Source organism: Methylobacterium sp. Leaf117, assembly GCF_001422985.1.
GTDB lineage: Bacteria > Pseudomonadota > Alphaproteobacteria > Rhizobiales > Beijerinckiaceae > Methylobacterium.
This window is the reverse complement of the sequence record NZ_LMNL01000023.1, coordinates 398,782-419,108: the sequence shown is the minus strand read 5'-3', so window position 1 is coordinate 419,108 and position 20,327 is coordinate 398,782. Positions and strand designations below refer to the sequence as shown.

General features: G+C 71.0%; 23 protein-coding genes. 10 read left to right on the top strand and 13 right to left on the bottom strand.

The window, feature by feature from the left end:
- Positions 1 to 2 precede the first annotated feature (2 nt).
- From ASF57_RS13385 to ASF57_RS13375, 3 genes are all read left to right on the top strand, one after another.
- The gene (locus ASF57_RS13385; RefSeq protein WP_056179377.1) at positions 3 to 524 is read left to right on the top strand and encodes a hypothetical protein; all 522 of its coding nucleotides are present in this window, start codon (positions 3 to 5) and stop codon (positions 522 to 524) included.
- Between the two features lie 125 nt (positions 525 to 649).
- The gene (locus tag ASF57_RS13380; protein ID WP_056179374.1) at positions 650 to 1,051 is read left to right on the top strand and encodes a PTS sugar transporter subunit IIA; all 402 of its coding nucleotides are present in this window, start codon (positions 650 to 652) and stop codon (positions 1,049 to 1,051) included.
- A 133-nt stretch (positions 1,052 to 1,184) separates the two neighbouring features.
- On the top strand, positions 1,185 to 1,508 hold the full coding sequence (locus ASF57_RS13375; RefSeq protein ID WP_056180048.1) for an HPr family phosphocarrier protein: 324 nt from the start codon (positions 1,185 to 1,187) through the stop codon (positions 1,506 to 1,508).
- A gap of 16 nt (positions 1,509 to 1,524) precedes the next feature.
- On the opposite strand, the gene ASF57_RS24780 is transcribed toward ASF57_RS13375, so the two are convergent.
- The 3 genes from ASF57_RS24780 to ASF57_RS13360 all read right to left on the bottom strand — a co-directional run bounded on the left by ASF57_RS24780 (position 1,525) and on the right by ASF57_RS13360 (position 5,726).
- Entirely contained in the window at positions 1,525 to 2,424 is a 900-nt protein-coding gene (locus ASF57_RS24780) for a hypothetical protein (RefSeq protein ID WP_056179371.1), read from the bottom strand.
- Positions 2,425 to 2,563: 139 nt separating this feature from the next.
- Complete coding sequence (locus ASF57_RS13365) at positions 2,564 to 3,685, bottom strand: GTP-binding protein (protein WP_056179368.1); 1,122 nt, start codon at positions 3,683 to 3,685, stop codon at positions 2,564 to 2,566.
- Positions 3,686 to 4,157: 472 nt separating this feature from the next.
- Entirely contained in the window at positions 4,158 to 5,726 is a 1,569-nt protein-coding gene (locus ASF57_RS13360) for a D-alanyl-D-alanine carboxypeptidase family protein (RefSeq protein WP_056484562.1), read from the bottom strand.
- 406 nt (positions 5,727 to 6,132) lie between these two features.
- Here ASF57_RS13360 and queE point away from each other — a divergent pair, with 406 nt between their 5' ends.
- From queE to queC, 3 genes are read left to right on the top strand one after another with little or no spacing between them, the layout of a single operon-like run.
- Complete coding sequence (queE, locus tag ASF57_RS13355; protein WP_056484046.1) at positions 6,133 to 6,765, top strand: 7-carboxy-7-deazaguanine synthase; 633 nt, start codon at positions 6,133 to 6,135, stop codon at positions 6,763 to 6,765.
- A gap of 45 nt (positions 6,766 to 6,810) precedes the next feature.
- Positions 6,811 to 7,176: a 6-carboxytetrahydropterin synthase QueD gene (gene queD / locus ASF57_RS13350; protein ID WP_056484043.1), complete on the top strand. Its 366-nt coding sequence runs from the start codon at positions 6,811 to 6,813 to the stop codon at positions 7,174 to 7,176.
- Positions 7,173 to 7,892 (top strand): 7-cyano-7-deazaguanine synthase QueC, encoded by a 720-nt coding sequence (gene queC / locus ASF57_RS13345; RefSeq protein ID WP_056179357.1) that lies wholly within the window; start codon positions 7,173 to 7,175, stop codon positions 7,890 to 7,892. The genes queD and queC overlap by 4 nt, the downstream gene beginning before the upstream one ends.
- On the opposite strand, the gene ASF57_RS13340 is transcribed toward queC, so the two are convergent.
- From ASF57_RS13340 to ASF57_RS13320, 5 genes are all read right to left on the bottom strand, one after another.
- Complete coding sequence (locus tag ASF57_RS13340; protein ID WP_082503929.1) at positions 7,858 to 8,856, bottom strand: Brp/Blh family beta-carotene 15,15'-dioxygenase; 999 nt, start codon at positions 8,854 to 8,856, stop codon at positions 7,858 to 7,860. The two genes, queC and ASF57_RS13340, sit on opposite strands and share 35 nt — an antisense overlap.
- 4 nt (positions 8,857 to 8,860) lie before the next feature.
- Positions 8,861 to 9,613: a bacteriorhodopsin gene (locus tag ASF57_RS13335; protein ID WP_056484560.1), complete on the bottom strand. Its 753-nt coding sequence runs from the start codon at positions 9,611 to 9,613 to the stop codon at positions 8,861 to 8,863.
- 119 nt (positions 9,614 to 9,732) lie between these two features.
- Positions 9,733 to 10,332 carry a hypothetical protein gene (locus ASF57_RS13330; RefSeq protein WP_056179350.1) on the bottom strand — a complete coding sequence of 200 codons (600 nt, stop codon included), beginning with the start codon at positions 10,330 to 10,332 and terminating at the stop codon, positions 9,733 to 9,735.
- Between the two features lie 39 nt (positions 10,333 to 10,371).
- The gene (locus ASF57_RS13325; RefSeq protein WP_056179346.1) at positions 10,372 to 11,544 is read right to left on the bottom strand and encodes a zinc-dependent alcohol dehydrogenase; all 1,173 of its coding nucleotides are present in this window, start codon (positions 11,542 to 11,544) and stop codon (positions 10,372 to 10,374) included.
- A gap of 167 nt (positions 11,545 to 11,711) precedes the next feature.
- Positions 11,712 to 12,614 carry a LysR family transcriptional regulator gene (locus ASF57_RS13320; RefSeq protein WP_056484039.1) on the bottom strand — a complete coding sequence of 301 codons (903 nt, stop codon included), beginning with the start codon at positions 12,612 to 12,614 and terminating at the stop codon, positions 11,712 to 11,714.
- Positions 12,615 to 12,812: 198 nt separating this feature from the next.
- Here ASF57_RS13320 and ASF57_RS13315 point away from each other — a divergent pair, with 198 nt between their 5' ends.
- A complete protein-coding gene (locus ASF57_RS13315) occupies positions 12,813 to 13,259 on the top strand; it encodes a DMT family transporter (RefSeq protein WP_056179343.1) in 447 nt (148 codons plus the stop codon).
- 40 nt (positions 13,260 to 13,299) lie between these two features.
- Here ASF57_RS13315 and ASF57_RS13310 read toward each other — a convergent pair whose 3' ends face one another.
- From ASF57_RS13310 to ASF57_RS13300, 3 genes are read right to left on the bottom strand one after another with little or no spacing between them, the layout of a single operon-like run.
- On the bottom strand, positions 13,300 to 13,770 hold the full coding sequence (locus ASF57_RS13310) for a secondary thiamine-phosphate synthase enzyme YjbQ (RefSeq protein ID WP_056484035.1): 471 nt from the start codon (positions 13,768 to 13,770) through the stop codon (positions 13,300 to 13,302).
- Positions 13,767 to 15,491 (bottom strand): cisplatin damage response ATP-dependent DNA ligase, encoded by a 1,725-nt coding sequence (locus ASF57_RS13305; protein ID WP_056484032.1) that lies wholly within the window; start codon positions 15,489 to 15,491, stop codon positions 13,767 to 13,769. The genes ASF57_RS13310 and ASF57_RS13305 overlap by 4 nt, the downstream gene beginning before the upstream one ends.
- On the bottom strand, positions 15,488 to 16,534 hold the full coding sequence (locus tag ASF57_RS13300) for a ligase-associated DNA damage response exonuclease (RefSeq protein ID WP_056484029.1): 1,047 nt from the start codon (positions 16,532 to 16,534) through the stop codon (positions 15,488 to 15,490). Before ASF57_RS13300 ends, ASF57_RS13305 begins: the two co-directional genes overlap by 4 nt.
- 41 nt (positions 16,535 to 16,575) lie before the next feature.
- Here ASF57_RS13300 and ASF57_RS13295 point away from each other — a divergent pair, with 41 nt between their 5' ends.
- The gene (locus tag ASF57_RS13295; protein WP_056484026.1) at positions 16,576 to 17,520 is read left to right on the top strand and encodes a methyltransferase; all 945 of its coding nucleotides are present in this window, start codon (positions 16,576 to 16,578) and stop codon (positions 17,518 to 17,520) included.
- A 261-nt stretch (positions 17,521 to 17,781) separates the two neighbouring features.
- Positions 17,782 to 18,519: a YoaK family protein gene (locus tag ASF57_RS13290; protein ID WP_056179325.1), complete on the top strand. Its 738-nt coding sequence runs from the start codon at positions 17,782 to 17,784 to the stop codon at positions 18,517 to 18,519.
- A gap of 34 nt (positions 18,520 to 18,553) precedes the next feature.
- On the opposite strand, the gene arfB is transcribed toward ASF57_RS13290, so the two are convergent.
- Together arfB and ASF57_RS13280 are read right to left on the bottom strand one after the other, a co-directional pair.
- Positions 18,554 to 18,976 (bottom strand): alternative ribosome rescue aminoacyl-tRNA hydrolase ArfB, encoded by a 423-nt coding sequence (gene arfB, locus ASF57_RS13285; protein ID WP_056179322.1) that lies wholly within the window; start codon positions 18,974 to 18,976, stop codon positions 18,554 to 18,556.
- Positions 18,977 to 19,015: 39 nt separating this feature from the next.
- The gene (locus tag ASF57_RS13280) at positions 19,016 to 19,312 is read right to left on the bottom strand and encodes a BolA family protein (protein ID WP_056484023.1); all 297 of its coding nucleotides are present in this window, start codon (positions 19,310 to 19,312) and stop codon (positions 19,016 to 19,018) included.
- A 152-nt stretch (positions 19,313 to 19,464) separates the two neighbouring features.
- Between ASF57_RS13280 and ASF57_RS13275 the strand changes: the two genes are divergently transcribed.
- The gene (locus ASF57_RS13275; RefSeq protein ID WP_056179313.1) at positions 19,465 to 20,091 is read left to right on the top strand and encodes a DnaJ domain-containing protein; all 627 of its coding nucleotides are present in this window, start codon (positions 19,465 to 19,467) and stop codon (positions 20,089 to 20,091) included.
- Positions 20,092 to 20,327: the final 236 nt, after the last annotated feature.

Here is a 20,327-nt window from a genome sequence, read left to right as displayed (position 1 = left end):
CGATGCCCGACCCGTCGCACCGGAGCGAAGCGGTGCATGCCAGCTGCATCGCCCTCGGCCGGGCCGGCCTGCTGATCCGCGGTCCCTCGGGGTCGGGCAAGTCGACCCTGGCGCTCCTGCTTCTCGACAGGGCCGCCCTGATGGGTACGCCGGCCGCCCTCGTGGCCGACGACCGCGTCCGGCTCACCTGCGACGGCACAGCGGTGATCGCGCATGCCGATCCGGTGCTCGCCGACCGCATCGAGGTGCGGGGCCTCGGGCTCCTGCGCGCCAACGACACCCTGTCGTCGGTGCCGGTCCGCCTCGTCGTCGATCTCGTGGCGGAACTCCCCCGCCTGCCGGAGCGCCCCCTGGCGTCCGTCGTGCTGCTCGATCGCGCCCTGCCGGCCCTGCGCCTCGATCCGGGCCTGCTGCGGTCCGGGCTCGGGCCGCGCCTCGTCCTCGACGCCCTCGCGGGCTGCGGCGGCGTGGCGCTTGGGACGCACCGGCCAATCCTGACGCTGCCGCCGGACCCGGGACCGTAGCGCCGGAGCCACCACCGTGGCATGATGATGACGGCCGAGCATACAAAACGCCGCAATCACCTTGCGCTCGACCGTGCGCTGCACAAAATGGCGGCTCCGCTCACAAGGCGTTGGAACCCGCGTCGATGATTGGAATGGTGCTCGTCACCCACGGCCTGCTGGCGACCGAGTTCAAGGCTGCCCTTGAACACGTCGTCGGGCCGCAGAAGCAGATCGAGACCATCACCATCGGTCCCGAGGACGATATGGAGCTGCGCCGGCTCGACATCATGACGGCCGTCGGCCGCGTGAATACGGGCAAGGGCGTCGTCGTGCTCACCGACATGTTCGGCGGCACGCCCTCGAACCTTGCCCTTTCGTGCATGAACGGCGGACAGGTCGAGGTCGTGGCCGGCATCAACCTCCCGATGCTGATCAAGCTCGCCAGCGTGCGCGATGCCGAGCCCCTCGGCGATGCCGTCCTGCACGCCCAGGAGGCGGGCCGGAAATACATCAACGTCGCCTCGCGCGTGCTCGCCGGCAAATAGCCTTTCTTACGCCCCCACCACAGCTTACAGGCATTCCAGGGACCCGCCCGACGCGGGGACCCGCCGAGGCCGTGCGACGCGGCGCGGTTCGCCAGCGAGGGAACGGCCAACGCCCATGAGCCACGACGAACCCATGAGCCACGACGAAGACGACGCCGAGGACACCCTCCCGCCGGTGCCCGAGGGCGGCCTGATCCAGGTGCTGCCGATCATCAACCGGCGCGGCCTGCACGCCCGGGCCTCGGCGAAGTTCGTCCAGACGGTGGAGCGATTCGACGCCGCCGTCACCGTCACCCGCTCGGGCGAGACGGTGGGCGGGCGCTCGATCATGGGCCTGCTGACCCTCGGGGCGGCGCAGGGCACCTCGATCGCGGTGGTGACCTCGGGCAGCGACGCCGAGAGCTGCATGAGCGCCATCGCCGATCTGCTCGCCAACAAATTCGGCGAGGACGAGTAAAGGACGGCGGCGCGGCTCAGGCCGAGCGGTCGGCGCGGCGCGGGGCGACCCCGGTGGAGGCATCCTCGGACACGCGGCGCCAGACCACCGCCTCGGCGCCATGCCCCAGGGTGATGCTGGCGGCGACGACCGCGTCGCCCCGCCGCGTCAGCGCGACGGTGACCTGTCGGCGCTGCGCGAACAGGCGCGTCACCACCCGGACCAGGGCGGCCTCGGACGGATCGCCGATGATCGGCGCGGCCGAGACTTGGGCGTCGAGAAGCAGGAACTCCTCCACCGCATCGCGAACCCGATAGGGATCGCTGATCCGCTCCACCCGGGACGCGGCCGGAACGGTGCGTACCCCGATCAGGCTGTGGGTCGGGATGCTGGCGCGCCGGATCACCGCGCGCAGGAGCCTCGGCCCCTCGGGCGCCTTCGGGGAGTCCACGGCCGATTCGAGCACCAGCACGGCCCTCGGACGCAACGCCCGCAGGTGGTCGGCCAGGGCCTCCCGGACCTCGCCGACGCTGTCGGGCGCGATGGTCGGCGTGACGGTGGTCCCGTGCGGCTGCCACGGCGCGATCCGGGCCTGACCCCAGAGCGTGTGCGGCATGGCCAGGGGCACGATCGCGGCAAGCTGGTCGGGGCCGTTGCCGGTGCGCCATGCGAGGGCAAAGACGAGATCGCGCCCGCCGGCCTGATGCTGGGCCGCCGACAGCAGGTAATCCGGATCGGCATGGACCGGGTCGGCCACCCGCACCCGCACCAGGAGAGCGCGCCAGGCCGCGATCTCGCCGTCGCTGAAGGCCGCCGCCCGCCGGAGGTCGATGCGCCAGGCGCTGGCGGCCGGGGCCGGAGACACTGGGCTCGCGCCACTCGCCGGGGCCGCCATCCGCCCCGCGCCGCCTTCGATGACCGTGAAAAGCTGTCTCATCGTCTCGATCCGATCCCGCCGATGTTCCATTTTGGAACAATGGAGCGCCCGGAGGCGCTGGTTGGGGGAGAGGTCTCAAGAACGATGCCGCCCGATTCCGGACGAACGGGCCTCGACGGCGGACGAAACCGGAGCCGGCTCAGCCACCCGGGATGGCGAGCGGATTGTTGGTCAGGGCCTCGGCATCCGGGCCATCGACGCGCGGCCGGCCGAGGAAGGCGTCCCACAGCCGTGTGACGAAGGCCGGGTCGAGATCGCGCACGATCAGCACGAGGCGCGAGCGGTGGTCGGCATCCGGCCAGGCGTCGAGATGCACCGGCGCGTGGATGATGTGCTGGACTCCGTGCACCACCAGCGGCCGCTCGGGCGCGTCGGCCAGGGCGACGAGCCCCTTCAGGCGCAGCAGGTTCGGCCCGTGGGCCGAGCGCAGGAGATCGAGGAACATCTCGAAGGCGGCCCGGGGCACGGGCACGTCGCTGGCGAGGCTGAAGGCCCGGATCGACGCATCGTGGCGGTTCACATCGTGATGATGATGGCCATGGTGGTGGCCGTGATCATGATGCTGGTGCGCTTCCCGCTCGACCTCGGCTCCGAGCCAGGCGCGCACATCGGCGCTCTTGCCGTCGAGGCCGAACAGGCCGCCGAGGAGATCGCCCGGGGCGACCGCGGCGTCCCGGAACGGGGCGGTCGGGTTCAGGGCGCGCAGCCGGGCCTCCAGGGCGCGGCCGTCATCGGCGGCGAGATCGCGCTTCGTCACCACGATCTGGTCGGCCACCGCCACCTGCCGCACCGCCTCCACATGGGCATCGAGGGTCGAGGCACCGTTGACGGCATCGACCACCGTGACGACGCCCTGCAGGCGATACCGGATCACGAGGTAAGGGTGGTAGATCAGGGCGTGCAGGATCGGGGCGGGATCGGCGAGGCCGGTCGTCTCGATCACCAGCCGGCGGAACGGCTGGATACGGCCGTTGTCGCGCTTGCGCAGCAGGTCTTCCAGGGTGGCGATCAGGTCGCCGCGCACGGTGCAGCACAGGCAGCCGGCGCCCAGCAGGACCATGTCCTCGTCGATCCGCTCGATCAGCAGATGGTCGAGGCCGATCTCGCCGAACTCGTTGACGATGACCACGGTGTCGGCCAGGGCCGGATCGCGCAGCATCCGGTTGAGCAGCGTCGTCTTGCCGGCGCCGAGGAATCCGGTGAGGACGGTGAGCGGGATCGGCTCGGGCGCGCGGGGATCGGGCTGGGACAGGTCGGTCATGACCCTGACCTAGCCCTCTCGGCGGCCCCGCTCAATCCTCGCGAGTGTTATAATGTTACAGAACGCACCCGGTGCGGTGGCGTATCGGTGGAGCTTTGCACCGGTCGGCGGGGCTGCTCTGTCGGATCGCTCGTGAAGCCCGCCTGTTGCGGCCGCGAGAGTCCTTCCTGATGGAAGGCCGCGTATGAAGCACACCGTCATTCCGGGGCGCAGCAGGCGAGCCCGGACTCCAGATCCGCCGACGGTGGAAAGTTCTGCACCCCCTGCGTGTCTGGATTCCGGGCTCCGCTCCGCGGCCCCGGAATGACGCGGTGTTGCAACGGGCCTGTGGGCGAGCACGTCAGCAATGCGCTCTGCCCTCGTCGCGCGCTGACCGAAGGTGGACGGCTCTGGGGCCGAGCGTGGGCGTGCGATAGCCCGCCCGGCCATCAACCCGCTCGCGCGACGCGAACGCGAATGCCGGGAGGCCGTCCTACTCGTCGGCCTGGGCCTTGCCGGCCGACTTGGTGGCCTTCGCCTTCGCGGCGGCACCGGCCGGCTTGCGCTCGGCCTTCGCATCGGTCTTGCCCCCAGCCTTAGGGGCCACCTTCGCCGCCGGCTTCTTAACGGTGCCGACCTTCAGCTTCGGGGCGCCCTCCAGCACGGGCGTCGAGTCGGCGGGAGCGTAGGCGCTGGCCGTGGCCGGAACGCCGGCCTTGCCGCGGGCGAGCGCCTTCTTCGGCTCGGGCTTGGTGGCGGGCTTGGTGGCGGGATTGGCAGCCGTCTTCGCCGATCCGGCTGCGGCGCCCTTCGCCTGTCGGGCAGCCTGGGCCGCCTCGCGCTTGGCCGCGACCGCGTCGAGCTTGGCCTTGCGGGCCTCGGCGACCTTGGCCGCCTTCTCGGCCTTCTCGGCCTCCTCCTGCTCGTTGAGCGCGATGGCGCCTTCGGCCGGATCGCGCCCGATCCAGACCAGGATCGGCTGCAGCGGCGCGCGCGGCGGCAGGGCGCGGTTGCGCAGGGCCGCGCTGTTCATGGTGGCGAAGGCCAGCGCCGCGGAGGGCGGCGCGGCGGCGGCCATCAGCTGCGCGTTGGCGTTGTCGGCGCTGGCTCCGGCGGCGCCCGCGCTCGCCGTGATGGCGCCCTGGCCCTCGTCCACCGGCATCGGCTTCTTGCGGTCGCAGATATAGGGCCGCAGGTCCGGAGGCTCGGAGACGCCCGAGGTCGGCAGGGCGTCGAGGGTCTGGGCACCCCAACCCGGGGACTGGCCGAAGCCGTAATCGAACAGATCGGCGGCCTTCAGGTCGCGCTCGCGGGCGCTGGGCTGGCCCATCACCACCGTGAGGATGCGGCGGCCGTTGCGGGTCGCGGTGGCCACCACGTTGAAGCCGCCCGAGCAGATGAACCCGGTCTTCATGCCGTCGGCGCCGGCATAGCGCCCGAGCAGGCCGTTGTGATTGGCCATGACCGAGCGGCCGAACTGGATGGCGCTGATCGAGAACAAAGCCCGGCTTTCGGGGAAATCGCGGATGAGGGCGCGGCCGAGAACGGCCATGTCGCGGGCCGAGGTCCATTGCCGCGCATCCGGCAGGCCGTTCGGATTGGTCCAGCGGCTTTCCCGCATGCCGATGCGCTGGGCGGTCTCGTTCATCATCTGGGCGAAGCCCTCGACCGAGCCGCCGAGATTCTCGCCGATCGCCCAGGCCACGTCGTTGGCCGACTTGACCATGATGATCTTCAGGGCGTTGTCGAGGGTGAGCTTGGTGCCCGGCCGGAAGCCCATCTTCGAGGGCGGCTCGGCGGCGGCCGCCGGCGAGATCGTCAGGAGCGTGTCGAGGGAGAGCTTGCCCTGCCGCACCAGGTCGAGGGCGACGTAGGCGGTCATCAGCTTGGTGATGGAGGCGGGAAACCACGGGTCGGTGGCCGCCTGGCCGTAGATCACCTTGCCGGAATCGACGTCGATCACCAGGATCGGGGCCGTCACGGCGCTCGCGGGTCCGGCGCCGAGCAATCCCGCCGCCACCGCGAGACCAACGACGAGCCGCCTCAACAATCCGTTCGACATCAGGCCTGTCTCAGAAAGGAACGCAACGGCGCGATCGAGGATCGGCCCGGGAGGACGGCCGGTCAACGGCCAAGCTTGCATGCCATCGACCTGGGGCGGCATCAAGCGCCGATGCGCAGGTCGCCGGAGGGTGGCACGACCCCCATCAAGACGGGTTCCGTGGCAACAGCATGGCGGACCGTCTCGCAGATGCGAGGAGTCGGCAATTACATGGTATAGGCCGGTTCAGCGCATGGGTGGGTGCCGCCTCGGCGCTGTGGTGCCGGCGCCGCACGGCCCTTATGTGCGCGGGAGGCAGCTTTGGCAGGCGCCGGGGTTCTGCCGGGCGCCGGGCGATGGCACGAGAGTCTTGCAAGGCTTAAGGAGCGCCGGCCGGGTCGATGCGGGGTCGGGCGCCGAGGACGTGATGGGTTACGCGGTCAAGGAACTGTTCCACACTCTCCAGGGCGAGGGCGCGCAGGCGGGCCGCGCCGCGGTGTTCTGCCGCTTTGCCGGCTGCAATCTCTGGTCCGGCCGCGAGGAGGACCGCGCCACCGCCGCCTGCCGGTTCTGCGACACCGACTTCATCGGGATGGATGGCGAGGGCGGCGGGCGGTTCTCCACCGCGCCGGATCTGGCCGACGCCATCGCGAAAACCTGGGCGGGCGGGCCGCGCCACCGCTACGTCGTCTTCACCGGCGGCGAGCCCCTGCTCCAGCTCGACGAGGCCCTGATCGCCGCCGTCCACGCGCAGGGCTTCGAGATCGCGGTCGAGACCAACGGCACCCTGGCGGCCCCGCCGGGCATCGACTGGATCTGCGTCAGCCCGAAGGCCGGCAACCCCATCGTCCAGCGCAGCGGCCACGAGCTGAAGCTGGTCTTCCCGCAGGCCGAGGCCACCCCGGACGCCTTCGCGGATCTCGATTTCCGCCACCACTGGCTCCAGCCGATGGACGGACCGGACCGGCTCGCCAACACCGCCGAGGCCGTGGCCTATTGCCGGCGCGACGCGCGCTGGCGCCTGTCGCTCCAGACCCACAAGATCATCGGGATTCCGTGAGGAACCCCGCAGGATCCCGTCCGCTCGCACGATGAAGATCACCCGATGAAAATCACCCAAGCCTTCACCTTCGAGGCGGCCCACCGCCTGCCGAACGTGCCCGAGACCCATCGCTGCCACCGCATGCACGGGCATTCCTACCGGGTCGAACTCACCCTCTCGGGCGCCGTCGACCCGGCCACCGGCTGGGTGGTGGATTTCTTCGATGTGGAGCACGCCTTCGCGCCGGTCCTGGCCCGCCTCGACCATTATTGCCTCAACGAGATCGAGGGGCTGGAGAACCCCACCGCCGAGCACATCGCGGCCTGGATCTGGGAGCGCACCAAGGCGGCGCTGCCGGCCCTCTCCTCCGTGAAGGTCTACGAGACGCCGATGTCCTGGGCCGAGTACGAGGGCGAGAGCCACCGATGAGCGCGGGCAGCGCCCTGGTCCTGTTCTCCGGGGGACAGGATTCGACGACCTGCCTCGCCTGGGCCCTGGAGCGCTTCGAGCGCGTGGAGACGCTGGGCTTCGATTACGGCCAGCGCCACCGCATCGAACTCGACTGCCGGGACACCCTGCGGCGGGGCATCGCCGCCCTGAAACCCGAATGGGCGGCGCGCCTCGGCGAGGATCACACCCTGGCGCTGGACGCCCTCGGGCAGGTCTCCGAGACCGCGCTGACCCGCGATACCGCCATCGCGTTCGAGGCGGGCGGTCTGCCCAACACCTTCGTGCCGGGCCGCAACCTGCTGTTCCTCACCTTCGCGGCGGCGCTCGCCTACCGCCGGTCGCTGACGCATCTCGTCGGCGGCATGTGCGAGACGGATTATTCCGGCTACCCGGATTGCCGGGACGACACCATCAAGGCGCTGCAGGTGGCGCTCAACCTCGGCATGGATCGCCGCTTCGTGCTACACACGCCGCTGATGTGGATCGACAAGGCCGAGACTTGGCGGCTGGCCGAAGACCTCGGCGGCCGGGCGCTCGTCGACCTCATCGTCGAGGACAGCCACACCTGCTATCTCGGCACCCGCGGCGACCGCCATCCCTGGGGCCACGGCTGCGGCCAGTGCCCGGCCTGCGACCTGCGCGCCAAGGGGTTCGCCAGATTCACCGCCGAGACGGTGCCGGCTGCGGGCGCCTGATCGGGGCGCAAGCCGGGACCTCCAGCGACGAGGCTCCGAGCCGGCCCGCCAGCCGGTCGAGCAGGACATGCGGCACGGTCAGGGCGGAGAGCATCTGCAGCGTCAGGGCCAGCAGGGCGGCGGCGGCATCCGGGGACCCGGCGGCGTAGAGCGGCCACAGCACGGCGCCGATCAGGAGCGTCAGGCCGAACACCGGCAGCGACGCGCGCACCGCCCGCCGCATCGTCTCGATGCCGGGCGCCCGGTGCGGGTCGCGCACCAGGGCGCGCATGTGACGGGGTCCGTGCAGACCGACGAAGTACAGGGTGAAGGCGGCAAGCGGCGGCAGCAGCCAGAAGGCGCAGGCGAGCGCGGCCATCTCGGCCAGCACCGTCGGACGACGACGCTGGCCGACGATCCAGCAGGCCGCCAGACCCAGCCAGAGCCACGACGCGGCGCTCCACCAGACGGGGAGTTGCGGGAGGGCGACCCGCGTGACAACCGCGAAAAGGCCGGCCGTCTCGTCGGGGCGCAGCAGAGCCGGCAGCGCGATCGGCAGAGCCCCGCGCACCAGGGCCTCGAACGGCCGCCCCGGGCCGGCATCTTCCTCCCCGAAATGCATCACCGAGAGGGCGAGGAAGCCCGCCAGGGTGACGAGGGGCGCGATCTGCCAGGCGACGAGAACCAGCGCCGCGAGGCCGAGATACGGGACCGCGAAGATCCCGAACCAGGCCCGGCCATAGCGTGGGCGCAGCAGGGGCGCCGCCACCGCGCCGTCGAGGGCGCCGTGCGGGACACCGAGGACGATGACGACCGTGAGGGCGACGAGCCAGGAGGCCTCGCGCGGCAGGAGGGTAGAGGCGACCAGCACGAGCGCGACGAGCGCACCCGCTGCCGGCAGCAGCCATGCCTCCGCTCCCGCCCAGATCCGGCGGCGCGTTCGAACCGGTGTCCCGCGGAACGGGATGGACGCGCGCGCCGCCATTCCGTCAGGCCGCCCGGCGCAGGGGCGTCGCCGCGGCATGGCCTTCGGCGAGGTCGCGGTCGACGGCGCGGGTGGTCTCCCGGGTGGCCATGATGCCGTAGACGACCTTGGCGGTGAGATCGAGGATCGCCACGACGGCCAGGGCCACGGCCGGCGACAGGATGCCGAGACCGTCCTGTCCGACGAGGAGCACCACCGGATAGGCGCACCATACCGCGGTCAGGAACACGGCGTTGCGCCGGAAATCGGATTGCACGTCGGCCCGCTCGGCCGCGTTCTCCTCGCGCAGCTGGACGAATATCCCGTAGAACACCGCCGCGAACGCGCCGCACGAGATGGCGAACCAGGTCCACTTGATCCAGGCGACCGTGGACAGGCCGAAGGCCAGGGCCGTGACGATCATGATCAGATCGGAGCCGATCAGACCCCAGACGACGGCCGGGCGGCGCATGCCCGAATGCATCGCGGTGCGCGCGAGGCCGAGCAGCAGCAGGGGCGTGGTGAAGGTCCAGTCGATGTAGCGCGCGAAATAGAACTGGCGCGCGGTGTCGGCCGCCTCGGGACCGGCCGGGAGAAGGATGTTGCCCTGCCCGGTCGCCATCGCGAAATAGGAACAGGCGGCGATGATCGGCACGATCCCGTGGATGATCGTATCCGCCTCCTCGGCCTGGGTGCGGCGCTTGCCCAGGAACAGGATCGCGGCGGCCCCCGCCGCCATGCCGGCAAAGCCGAGCCAAAGCCAGAATTGAGGCGTCATCAAACACTCGTGAGTCAGGGATGAAAAGCGCGCCCCGAACGTGGCGTCACCCCTGCCCAAGTTGTCTCAGCCCGGATCGTTGCCCGCCGCGCGGTCACAGTCGGGTGAGACCGACGCGTCTAGCTCCACGCTCGCAGACTTTCCGGCGTGGTGAAGTCCCGGGGCCGGACGTCGCGGGCGGCGCCGCGCATCGCCGCGACACCCCTCGGAAAGCCGCTGCGGCTCCGGTAATCCGCCCGCACCGGCTCCGAGGGGGCCAGCGGCGCATCCGAGAGCGCCCGGGCGCAGAGCAGATCGACCACGCCGACGCCGGCCAGCGCGCCGAGGGCGACGGCGGTGTTGGCGCGATGACGCGGATCGCCGGTGAGGCCCGGCAGCACGGTGGCGAGGTCGAGGCCGTCTCCGGCGACCCGGGCCCAGATCCAGGGCGTCGGATCGTGCGCGCCCAGGATGCCGGCGCCCTGGACGATCTCGCGGACACCGTAGGCCCGCACCAGGGCACCGGCGCGCGGCATGCCGAGCCAGCGGGCGATCGCGTCGCCGCAGGTGACCTCCGTGACCCCGAGGGCGAGGGAGAACCAGCCGAGGCCCCGCGCCACTTGGCGGGTGGACGGATCGGGCCGGCGGCGGCGGTCCGAGGACAGCCGGGCGGACGGGGCGTCGGCTCCCCCGCGTGCGCGGTGGGCGCTCGGCTCCTGACGGGACGCGGATGCGGGCATGCGGGCCTCCTGATTCGGTCTGGATACGGGAGCGGACGGTCAGGGCCGGAGCACGACCTTGATGCAGTTGTCCTTCTTGTCGCGGAAGGTCTTGTAGAGGTCCGGACCGTCCGCCAGTCCGCCCCGGTGGGTGATCACGAAGGACGGGTCGATCTGGCCATCGGCGATGCGGGCGACGAGATCGTCGGTCCAACGGTTGACGTGGGTCTGCCCGGTGCGGAGCGTCAGCCCCTTGTTCATCAGGGCGCCCATCGGGATCTTGTCGACGAGCCCGCCATAGACGCCCGGAATCGAGAGGATGCCGGCCGGGCGACAGACATAGATCATCTCGCGCAGAACCGTGGCCCGGTCGCTCTCCAGCATCATGGCCTGTTTGACCCGGTCGTAGACTTGCTCCAGCGCCCGGGGGGCGTGCGCCTCCATGCCGACGGCGTCGATGCACTTCTCCGGGCCCTTGCCGGAGGTGAGCTGGTTCAGGCGCTCGACGGTGCTCTCGGTGCTGTTGTCGATGGTCACGGCGCCGCCGGCGCGAGCCATCTCCAGGCGCTCGGGCACCCGGTCGATGCACACCACCTGGCGGGCGCCGAGCAGGATCGCGGAGCGGATCGCCATCTGGCCGACGGGACCGGCGCCCCAGATCGCCACCGTGTCGGTGGGCTGGATGTCGGCCTGCACCGCCGCCTGCCAACCGGTCGGGAAGATGTCGCCGAGGAACAGGACCTGCTCGTCGGTGAGCCCGTCCGGCACCTTGATGTGGGTCTTGTCCGCGAAGGGCACGCGGACGTACTCGGCCTGCCCGCCCTGATAGCCGCCGGTGAGGTGGGTGTAGCCGAACAGCCCGGCGGTGGTGTGCCCGAACGCCTTGGCGGCGAGGTGCTTGTTGCGGTTCGAGCGCTCGCAGACCGAGAAGAAGCCGCGTTTGCACTGGTCGCACTCGCCGCAAATGATGGTGAACGGGATCACCACCCGCTCGCCCTTGCGCAGGGTGCCGTTGACGCCCTTGCCGGTCTCGACCACCTCGCCCATGAACTCGTGGCCCATGACGTCGCCCTTCTCCATGCCGGGCATGAAGTGGTCGTAGAGATGCAGGTCGGATCCGCAGATGGCGCAGGCCGTGACCTTGATGATCGCATCCCGATCGTCCTCGATCCGCGGATCGGGTACAGATTCGCAGCGAATGTCCTGGGCGCCGTGCCAGACTAGTGCCTTCATCGCGTTCCTCCCATCATCCGTGTTCCCATCGCCGATGCTGCGAGAACCGTGAATCCGGGCGTGAGTTCGGCGATCACGCGCTGACGGAAGTGGGGGCGTCCGCATCGGCAGGGGGAGAGTGCGCAGGGACCGGGTGCGCAGCGACCGAGTGCGCAGGGGCTCAGCGCTCAAGGTGAAGAGCGTGACGGCAACCGGTCACGCTCCAGCCGCAGGAAGGCGATCAGGCGTTCCGCGAGATGCCCCGGTGGCCGGCTCGCCGGACGGATCAGCATCGTGTCGATCGGCAGGGCGGGCCGGAACGGCCGCAGCACGATCGGCAGGCCGGTGAGTTCGCGGGCCGGAAGGGGATCGACCACGGCGAGCCCCAGCCCCTCGGCGACGAGGCCGCAACGGGCCGCCGTATACTGGGCCATCAGGGTGAAGCGCGGGGTCAGGCCAGCGGCCGCGAACCGCGCCGCGACGGCCTCCTGGAACAGGCCGGGGCCGCCCGCGATCAGCGTCTCCCCGGCAAGGTCCGCGACCCCGATGCTGCGCTGGCGCGCCAAGGGGTGCGTGCGCGGGACGGCGCAGACCGCGTCGACCGTGAGAAACGACTCGCCGATCACGCCGGCATAACCGGAACGAGGCCGGGTGAGCCCGAGATCGCATTGGCCGGAGGCGGTCCACGCCCAGATCGTTTCGGGGCTCGGGACATGGACGGAGACGCGCACGCCCGGATGCTCGGCGACGAGGCGGCGGATCGCCCGCGGCAGCAGCCGTGAGGCGAGGGAGGGCTGACAGGCGATCCTGAGCGGGCCGGTGCCGAGTTCGCGGATCTGGCGGGCCGTGGCAGCGAGATGGTCGAGCCCCGCATAGGTTCTCTCGACCTCGCGGGCGAAGGCTTCGCCTTCGGGCGTCGGACGGGCACTGCCATGGCCTCGCACGAACAGGGACAGCCCGAGTTCAGCCTCGAGCTGCGCCATGGCGCGGCTGACATGGGGCTGGCCGATGCCCAGGATCGCGGCGGCCCGCGTCATGCCGCCATGGCGCATCACGGCGCGGAAGAGATCGAGATGGGCGGGATTGATCATGCCATTTGAATCATGCCGGCCGGATTATGTCGGCCGGATTATGCTGGTTGGACCTTTCCAGCCGCGACATGCCTGATCGGAATGGAAACGAGCGAACTCGTCATTTGACGGCATGGCTCGGCGGTGGTTGTCAAGGCGCCCCAGCCAGCCGGTCCCGAACGGGCTCGCGGCACCATGTCCCCAGAAGGTCACGGGCCCATGCTCAACCTCGTGCTTCCCCTCGCCCTCTCGATCATGGCGGGCGCCAGCATCGTGGTGCAGCAGGCGTTGATCGCGAACCTGCGGATCGCCCTGAACTCCTCGGCCTGGGCCGGGTTCGCGAGCTACTTCGTGGGGCTGCTGTCGATGGTGGTGCTGGCCCTGGCCCTGCGCGATCCGCTGCCGGCGGCGGGCCTGGCGGCGCGCATTCCCTGGTGGGCCTGGAGCGGCGGGTTCTTCGGCGCGGTCTTCATCGCCCTGGCCACCATCCTGGTGCCGCAGCTCGGTGCCGCCACCTTCCTGGCGCTGCTGGTCACCGGACAGATGCTCGCCTCGGTGGCGTTCGACCATTTCGGCTGGCTCGGCCTCGCCCAGCGCGCCCTCGACGGGCCGCGCATGATCGGGGTGGCGCTCCTGATCGGCGGGGTGATCCTGATCCGGCGATGACCGAACCGGCGATGACCCAACCGGCGAGCGGCGCCGGCGATCACGCCCCGAGCGCCTGCAGCACGATCTCGCGCCGGTGCGGCCGGTCGCGGTGCTCGACGAGGTAGATCCCCTGCCACGTCCCCAGGGCGAGGCGGCCGCCCGCCACCGGGATCGACAGGCTCGAATCCGTCACCATCGTGCGGATATGGGCCGGCATGTCGTCCGGTCCCTCGGCACCGTGGACGTAGCCGGCATGGCGGGGGGCGAGGCCGTCGAGGGCGGTCAGGAGGTCGGTCTGCACGTCCGGGTCGGCGTTCTCCTGGATCGTCAGGGAGGCCGAGGTGTGCCGGCAGAACACCGTGACGAGGCCGTCCGCGATCCCGCCCTGCGCCAGGAACGCCGCCACCGCCCGGGTGATGTCGGTGAAGCCCTGGCCCGGGGTCGAGACCGTGATCGTGGCGCCGGCCTGACGCGTCGCCGCACCGCTGGCGAACCCCTGCACCGCGCTGATTTTTCCCGTCGGCCTCATCCTTGCGCCTCCGTCAGGGTTTCGCCCGGCGCGATCTCGCGCTCGCCGCGGGCCAGGATGGTCTCCAGGGCGTCGATCCGGTCGGCCTCCGCCGCCGGCTTGTCCCAGCGGATGCGGGCCACCCGGGGAAACCGCATGGCGACGCCGGACTTGTGCCGGGTCGAGCGCTGGACGCCCTCGAAGGCGATCTCCAGCACGAGGCCGTGGTCGAGGCCGTAGGACACCTCGCGCACCGGGCCGAAGCGCTTGGTGGTGTTGTTGCGGACGTAGCGGTCGAGCTTGGCGAGCTCGGCATCGGTGAAGCCGTGATAGGCCTTGCCGACCGGCACGAGTTCGGGCGTGCCGTCCTCGCGGTCGCGCCAGACGCCGAAGGTGTAGTCGGAATAGAACGACGAGCGCTTTCCGTGCCCGCGCTGGGCGTACATCATCACGGTGTCGACGCGGAACGGCTCGCGCTTCCACTTCCACCACGGCCCCTTGGGCCGGCCCGGCAGATAGACGCTGTCGCGGGCTTTCAGCATGACGCCCTCGATGGCGTCGGCATCCTCGCCGGCGCCGACAGCGGCCGGATCGGCGCGCGCGGCGGCCAGCTCGTCCCAGGTGGTGAAGGCCACCAGGGGCGAGAGGTCGATGCGGGCGTGGTCGAGGGCGGCGACGAACGCCTCGAGCCGCTGCCGGCGCGCTTCGAAGGGCAGCGGGCGCAAATCCTCGCCCTCCGCCTGCATCAGGTCGTAGGCGCGGACATGGGCGGGAAACTCCTCCAGCAGCTTCGGCGTCACGGCCTTTCGGTTCAGGCGCTGCTGCAGCACGTTGAAGCTCTGCACGCGCTCCTCGCGCAGGATCAGCAATTCGCCGTCGATGGCGCCCGAGAAGGTGATGGCCTCGGCCAGATCCGGGAAGGCGCCGGAGATGTCCTCGCCGGTGCGGGAATAGATCCGCGCCACCTGCACCCCGGCCTCGTCCCGTCCGCCGACAAGCTGGACCCGGATGCCGTCCCATTTCCACTCGCCGGAGAACGCCGCCGGATCGAGTTTTTCGAAATCCGCCTCCTCGTCGATCGGGTGCGAGAGCATCGGCGGCCGGAACGGGGCCGGGTTGAGGGTGGTGGGACGCTCGGCCCGGCCCTCGACCCAGGCGAACAGGGTGGCGTAGGGCGGTTCGAGCCCGTGCCAGACCTCCTCGACCGCATCGGCCTCGTGGCCGCCGAGCGCCCCGATGGCGGTCTTGGCGAGGCGGGCCGAGACGCCGACCCGGAGCGCGCCGGTGATCAGCTTCAGGAGCGCCCAGCGCCCCGTCTCGTCGAGGGCATCGAGCCACGCGGCGATCCGGGCGGGCAGGTCCGCCTTCTTCACGGTGCCGAGGGTCTCGACCACCTCGGCGAGGGTGGGCACGTGCGGGGGCGGATTGTTGTGGCCGGGGCCGACGACCGCCTCGCCATCCTGGGCCAGGGGTGCCGGCCAGATCAGCGCCGTGGTCTCGGCGAGATCGCCGACGTAGTTGTGCGAGAGCCCGAACAGCACCGGATCGACGCGGGCCTCCACCAGCCCCCGGATCATCGCGGGCTTGGCCTCGCGAAAGCTCAGGCCGCCGGTCATCGCCGCCAGGGCGTAGCCGCGCTCCGGGTCCGGGGCATGGGCGAAGTAATCCTGCAGCAGGCGCAGCTTGGCGTTGCGGCGCGGCTCGTAGGCGAGGCGGTCGAGGAGATGGGCGAAGTCGTTCATGCCATGGCCTCCTCGGGTGCGGCGGTCGGCTCGGACTCGCCGTCGTCGCCGTAGCCGAGCAGGTGCAGGGGCTTGGCCTTGATGCCTTGCGTCCCGCACCAATGCACCAGGGCGTCCTCCTGCCCGTGGGTGACCCAGACCTCGCCGGCCCCGGTCTCCCGGATCGTGCGGCACAGGTCCGGCCAGTCGGAATGGTCGGAGATGCAGAGCGGGAGTTCGACGCCCTTCTGGCGCGCCCGGGCCCGCACCCGCATCCAGCCGGAGGCGAACGCCGTGACGGGGTCGGGGAATTTTCTCGACCATACGTCCTGAATCGAGGAGGGCGGGCACAGCACGATGGCGCCGTGCAGCTTGCCGCGCTCGGTGGCCACCACCTTGGGGGTCTCGCCCAGCGCAATCCCCTCCTGCTTGTAGAGCTCGGTCAGCTTTTCCATGGCGCCGTGCAGGTAGATCGGCCGGTCGTAGCCGGCCTCCCGCAGCAGGGCCATCACCCTCTGCGCCTTGCCGAGCGCGTAGGCGCCGACGATGTGGGCGCGCTCGGGAAACAGGGCCACCGAATCGATGAGCTTGCGCACCTCGTCGCGGGTGTCCGGCATCCGGAACACCGGCAGGCCGAAGGTCGCCTCGGTGATGAAGACATCGCAGGGCACCACCTCGAACGGCAGGCAGGTCGGATCGTAGGCGCGCTTGTAATCGCCCGAGACCACCACCCGCACGCCCTGCGCCTCGATCGCGATCTGGGCCGAGCCCAGCACGTGCCCGGCGGGGGCGAAGCGTACCGTGACGTCGCCGATGCGGATCGCCTCGCCCAGGGGCGCCTCCTGCCGGCTCTCGCAAAAATCGGCTCCGTAGCGCACCGCCATGATGCGCAGGGTCTCGGGCGTCGCCATCACCCGGCCGTGACCCGCCCGGGCATGGTCGGCATGGCCGTGGGTGATGAGGGCGCGGGGCACCGGCCAGGTCGGGTCGACGTGGAAGCCACCGAGGGGGCAGTACAGCCCCTCCCGGGTCAGGGTGAGAAGATCGCTGGCGCTGAATGTCATCGGCGCGGCATATAGGGCGCCCGAGGCCCACGCGCAGCCACATGTCCCGCACGATCACCTCCGGCGACTTCCTCGCTGACCGGCGCTACGCCTATGCCCAAGCCTGCCTCGACGAGGGCGACCCCGACGCCGCCGCCGAGATGGCCGAGCAATGCCTGGAGATCGCGCCCCGCTTCGCCCCGGCCTGGTTCCTCCTCGGCCGCGCCCGCGAGGCCCGCCATGGCCGGACCGGTCGGCCCGACGACCATCATGCCGCCCTGCGCGCCTACGCCAATGCGCTGGAGATCGACCCCGACGACGCGCAAGGCGCGCGCATCGCCCTGGTGCGGATCGGCGCGGGCGCGGCCCTCACGGCGATCTCGCCGGGCTACGTGCGGGCGCTGTTCGACGCCTATGCCCCGCGCTTCGACCGCCACCTCGTCGGCGGCCTGGCTTATCGCGGGCCGGACCTGCTGGTGGAGGCCCTCGATGCGCTGGTGGGGAGCGGCACGCCGCTCGGCCGGGTGATCGATCTCGGCTGCGGCACCGGGCTCGTCGGCGCCGCCCTCGGCCACCGGCCGACCCATCTCACGGGGATCGACCTGTCGCCCCGGATGCTGGCCGAGGCCGCCCGGCGCGGCGGCTATCACCGGCTGGTGGAGGGTGAACTCGTCGCCGCCCTGGCGGCCGAAGCGGCCGGCGGCGCCGATTGCGTCACCGCGGCCGACGTCCTGATCTATGTCGGCGACATGGTCGGGATGCTGGCCGGCGCCGCACGGGTTCTGCGGCCGGGCGGGCACCTCGCCTTCACGGTCCAGTCCCACCCCGGCGACGGATGGGTGCTCGGGCCGGATGCCCGCTACGCCCATGGCGACCCCCTGGTGCGGGACACCCTGACGCGTTCCGGCTTCACGCCGGAGACCCTCGCGCCTGCCGTGATCCGCCGCGAGAACGGGGCCGACGTGGCGGGCCGGATCGTGGTGGCGCGTCGTGATGGCACGTCGTGAGGGCACGTCGTGAGGGCACGGCCTGCGCGGCGATCACGATCCCGTTGCGCCCCTTGAACCCGGGCGGGCAACACGGTTGAACCAAAACTCAGCGTCGCTGTTGCCAGCCTGGACCCGGGCGCTTCAGGCGCACCGGGCCCCGTCCGCGTCGCGCCGCCCCTGACGGCATCATCGGCTTGCCTCGGTGCTGTCCCGACCGCCCTTCGCCGACTGTGTCGCCCCGCGCAGACCGGCACGCCCCACAAGCACATTGGAGATCTCATGGCAGAGCCGCAGAACAAGTCGTTTCCGGCGAGCGCCGCGACGCGGATTCCCTTCGCGCTGGCGCTCTCGGCGGTGGCGGGCTGCGCCGATTCCATCGGCTTCCTCGAATTCTCGCAGCTGTTCATGTCGTTCATGAGCGGGAACACGACGCGCTTCGGCGTGTCGGTGAGCCGGTTCGACTGGGAGAGCACCTCGCGGGTCGCCTCCGTCATCGTGCTGTTCTGCTTCGGCGCCTTTGCCGGAACCTTGATCGCCGCCTGGGTCGGGCGCTGGCGCCTGTCGGTGCTGCTCCTGCTGCAATCCGTCCTGCTCACCATCGGCCTGATCGTCCCGCACGGGACCTTCGCGTTCCCGCTCCACGCCTATCCCATCGTGATCGCGCTCGGCCTTCAGAACGCGACCCTGCAGGACGAGGGCGGGCGCAGCCTCGCGCTCACCTACGTGACCGGTGCGGTGGTGCGATTCGGAACCGGCCTCGCGAACCTGCTCCTCGGCACGGTGGCGCCCTCGTTCTGGATCCAGGCGCCGCTCTGGGCGGCGCTCAGCACCGGCGCGGTCATCGGCGGCTTCCTGCAGATGCGTTACGGCGAGGACGCCTTCCTGTTTCCCGCGGCCGTCTCGGCCCTCCTGGCGATCATCGCCCTCGGGTTGACCATCGCCAAGCCCGGCAGCGCCTATGTCAGCGGCGAGGTCGAGACACACCCGCCGGACGGCACGGCGGCGGTCCGGCCCTGATCGGCGCCGCCCGCGCCGGGGCGGTCCCACCGCCCTAATCGGCGCCCCCGCTCCCGCGCAGGCGCTTGGTCGCGCTCCGCTTCGACTTGTCGTCGAGGCGGCGCTTCTTCGAGGCGAGAGTCGGCCGCGTGGCGCGGCGCGGCGTCGGCGGCACCGCCGCCTCGGCCACGAGTTCGGCCAGCCGCTCGCGGGCGTCGGCCCGGTTGCGATCCTGGGTCCGGAAGCGCTGGGCGCTGATCACGATGACGCCGTCCACCGTGAGGCGCCGGCCGGCCAGCCGCATCAGCCGCACCGCCACGGCGTCGGGCAGGGAGGCCGAGCGCCGGGCGTCGAAGCGCAGCTGCACGGCGGTGGAAAGTTTGTTGACGTTCTGGCCGCCGGGACCGGAGGCGCGCACGAACGTCTCCTCGAGTTCCGCCTCGTCGATGGCGATATGGGGCGTGCAATGCAGGGCCAAGGCGGCGTCTCGTCTCTCGCTCGGGGCGTCGTTGCGCGATCAGGCCGCCTCGGCAGGGGTGCGGGCGCGCACCGCCAGGGCGTGAAGACCGCGCTTGAAGGCCGGATCGAGGGCCGCATTGACGATCCTGTGCCGGTCCACCCGGCTCTTGCCCTCGAACGCCGCCGCCACGACATCCAATCGGAAATGCGTCTCGCCCTCGGGCCGGGCGCCCATATGCCCCGCATGCAGGTGGGATTCATCGATGACCTGCAGGGCCACCGGGGCCAGCTCGGCCTGCAGCGTCTCGGTGATCCACGCCTTCAGGGTGGGGATTGCGGTCGCGTTTTCAGTCATGGCGGGTGGTTCCCTCGTTCGTTCCCGAGCGTTACGTCATGGGTCGCCGGAGCCTCGGCGACCCGCGTTCCGCGTCAACCCCCGACAGCCGCATGCGGCATCAGGCCCGCCGCTCTTGTGTCTCGGACCCACCCCCTCATAATCGCCCCATCATGGATCTCAACTCGCCCCTGTTCGACAGCATCCGCATCAAGCCGTCCTGCGACGAGCCGAAGACGGCTGCGACCCAGACCTGCGAGACCCCGGGGTGCAAGAATCCGGGCCTCTATCGCGCGCCCAAGGGGCGCAAGGCCGAAGGGCAGTACTGGCGCTTCTGCATGGACCACGTGCGCGCCTACAACGCCACCTACAACTACTTCGACGGCATGAACGACGCCGCCGTGCAGGCCTTCCAGAAGGACGCGATCATCGGGCATCGCCCGACCTGGGCGATGGGGGTGAACCCCGCCACCGCCGGCGAGAAGGGCAAGGCCGCCCCGAAGCGCGACTGGGCCTATGTCGATCCGCTGGACATCCTGCGCGCCGAGGGCGTCGGCGAGACCGCCCGGCGCAAGGCCGCGCCCGAGCCGCGCCGGCCCCGGCACTCGGCCGCCACCCTGAAGGCGCTGGACGTGCTCGGCCTCGACGAGAACGCGGATTCGGCGGCCATCAAGGCCCAGTACAAGACCCTGGTGAAGCGTTTCCACCCGGACGCCAATGGCGGCGACCGCTCGTTCGAGGAGCGGTTGCGGGACATCATCCGGGCGCACGATGCGCTTCGGGCCGCGGGACTCTGCTGAGGCGTTCCCCCGCCCGCGCCGGCGACGTTCCGGAGCCCCGAACCGACCCGGCCGAAGAGTTCCGGCACGATCGATGCACGTTTTCCGGGGCTCCCCTGCTCAAGGTGGGCGGCAATTGCCGCGCGAGGCCCTATATCGTGCGGAGTCACCCCTTGGCGTCGCCCGGCGCCGACCTTTAGATGGCGGTCGCGCGCGGCTCGGTTCCCGAGCCGTCAGACCCCGAAGCCCGAACAGCC